The sequence below is a fragment of the Bartonella sp. TT29SHDZB genome, from assembly GCF_042193395.1.
Lineage (GTDB): Bacteria > Pseudomonadota > Alphaproteobacteria > Rhizobiales > Rhizobiaceae > Bartonella.
In genome coordinates this window covers 1-2,560 of the sequence record NZ_JBHILQ010000067.1, presented here as the reverse complement: position 1 = coordinate 2,560, position 2,560 = coordinate 1, and the positions used below count along the sequence as shown (strand labels likewise).

At 30.4% G+C, this 2,560-nt stretch carries 1 protein-coding gene; it reads right to left on the bottom strand.

Going from position 1 to position 2,560, the window contains the following annotated elements:
* Positions 1-296: 296 nt before the first annotated feature.
* Positions 297-941, bottom strand: a complete 645-nt coding sequence (locus ACFIJJ_RS09400; protein ID WP_375643778.1) for a hypothetical protein — start codon at positions 939-941, stop codon at positions 297-299.
* Between the last annotated feature and the right edge of the window lie 1,619 nt (positions 942-2,560).

The following is a 2,560-nucleotide window of genomic DNA, read 5'->3' as shown; positions in this document are numbered from 1 at the left end:
GTGAATGATGCCAATCACTATGCTGTTGAAACCATTGGCAACCCTGCTTATCCATTAGAGTTGTTTCAAAGGGTTATTACTGTAAGTTTAGAAACAATGAAAATTGTTAAGAACTTACCAAAATTAGAAATTAGAGAAACTGAATAGATTTGGCATACTCACATAATGGGTATGCTAAACGCACAAGGGGTATAAGGTCTTATACCTATAGGTTCCTATACCCCCTTTATACATTGCTTACATATAATCTTAATATGCGTTATTCTAAAAAGAAGAAACTTGCACTTTTAGATACTCTACTTTGGGACGATAAGCCCCTCTTTGGCTAGTTTCTCGACAGTTGTTTCTGCAACGCTTACTATGAGATTAGAAAATGATGCAAAAGCATTTCCATTGCTAGAGCCTTTTGCTAGCCATATGGTTTCTTTGTTTTTTGTATTGTGAATAAGGTAAACACTAACGCTTATGCCGGGCTTACTAATATTATGTCCACCGCTCACATAACCTGGTGTCGTTACAGTTCTTATGGTAGTAAAGTGTCCAACTTCCGAAATAGTACTTGTAGAGGTTCCTGGATGATATGTTGGCGGGATATACGTCTGTGATATATCACGATTATCAACGCTAACTATTAGGAGTGCATCTGCGCCTTTATTTGTTATAATTTTCTCTTTCTCGTTATAGGAATAATTACGAGTTGGAGGGAAAAGTTCTAATCCTCTCAATATCTGTACATTGTATTTAACGAGGGATTTCTCAAAGGTGTCTTCAAGTTCTTTTTGCTCAAAAATAGACATGCCAACACCTCCTATAACCACCTTTTTGGTTTGAAATCGTCCCTTGTAGTTTGGATCAACAATTCCGGTCAAGTGTGTTACTTGATTATCCCAAGGACCACAAGCTGTGAGTATTAACAAACAAAATAAAATAAAAAACTTCATCATCATAAACCTTTGATTAATATCAAAAGTCTAATAATGTATTTATAATTCAAATCAAAGATACGATTTGAACTTTTAAATAATTTTTTTAGATTGTTTTGCAAAATTTAAGAAATCCACTCTTAAATAGAATTAGATTTTTTTACATTGCCTTTAAGAGGTTATACCGTAATCTAAAATGGATAGCTTTATTGTTATCAAAAGCTTTGTTTAAAGTGTGTTATGTATATTCATTTTGCTTATAGGTTTTGAAGGTGTAAAAACCGTCACCCCTCCCTCAAAACGTATATTATTGATTGAATTTAGAGGTTATATTATCAATATGGGTTGTTTTTTTAAGATCTATAAAATATTAACATATTGAAAAATAACATTTTTAATTTTTATCGTTTTTTTATCTAAAAGGGGCAACCCTCAAAACTCAAAAACCCGTCAAAACTCATAACCATAATGATCTTGATAGCATCTCTTATGAGTTACAAGCTATCTTTTGAAAAGCTTTAAAGAATCACATGATTTTCATAAAGCACGTTGTAATCATTCTCTAAATCATAAGGTTATCATTCAAAAGAACTGATTAAAATGCATAAAAGGGATTTTGATAACGTAATCAATTTTTAATTTCATACGCTTTTCATAAGACACGTGTTAATCACTCACTAAAAATATAATTTTATCTTTTAAAAAGAACTAATCAAAATAACAAAAGCCTATTAAAAAGGATTTTGCTAATCTCTATAATTATCAGTTTCTATTGAGATGTTTTCATAAGTGTTTTCATAACAGACAATAAATCGCAATTATCCTATTTATCATTTCTCTTATGAACATGAAAAATGATGCCATGGCTATAAAGAACATAACAACTATAGAGAAAGCAAAAATGCAAATGAAAGCATTTGTTATAAAGACAGTCCCTATAAAGGCTGTTAAGTCTAAAATGTGTTATTAAAAGAAATTAACAGAAATCTTAAAAGCCATTTAGTGACAAAATTGATAGGTTATAAAGTTTAAAATACGCATTATGAGAGCGTTTCTAAAATATTATAAATGTATAAGATTTAGAAAATACGCAATCGTTTCACAAAGCCCGTAATATAGCTTTAAAAGCACATAAACATAAAAGAAGCAATTAATAAGCATAAGATATTATCAATACACAACGTATTTAAAAAATACAAAAAAATATCAAAAAAGATAAAATATTATTTGACAATAAATACGTATTTTGTTATATAAGTACTCAAGTGATCAAAACACTTTGTGATTAGCGGATAGATTACGAAACAATCTTTCCAAAGCTTTTAAAAACTGGCTATCTTTTATGCTATGATTAGCATATATGATAATTTTGTCGGGTGTAGTTACGCCATAAAATACTCTTATGAGAAAAGCGTAACAACGGACTAATCACCGTGTTTTGAACGCCCGACGCCCCTTATAGGGTGTCAATTTCAAAACTCTTGATTAGGACATATTAGTATGAATACTACAGAAAAAACATCTCCAAAATACGAATTTATTGATGATTGTGAATATATTGATGGTCATTTCTTAACTCGAATTAGAGCCTTAAGAGATTTTGATGATGTCAAAAAAGGCGATTTAGGGGGGTATAT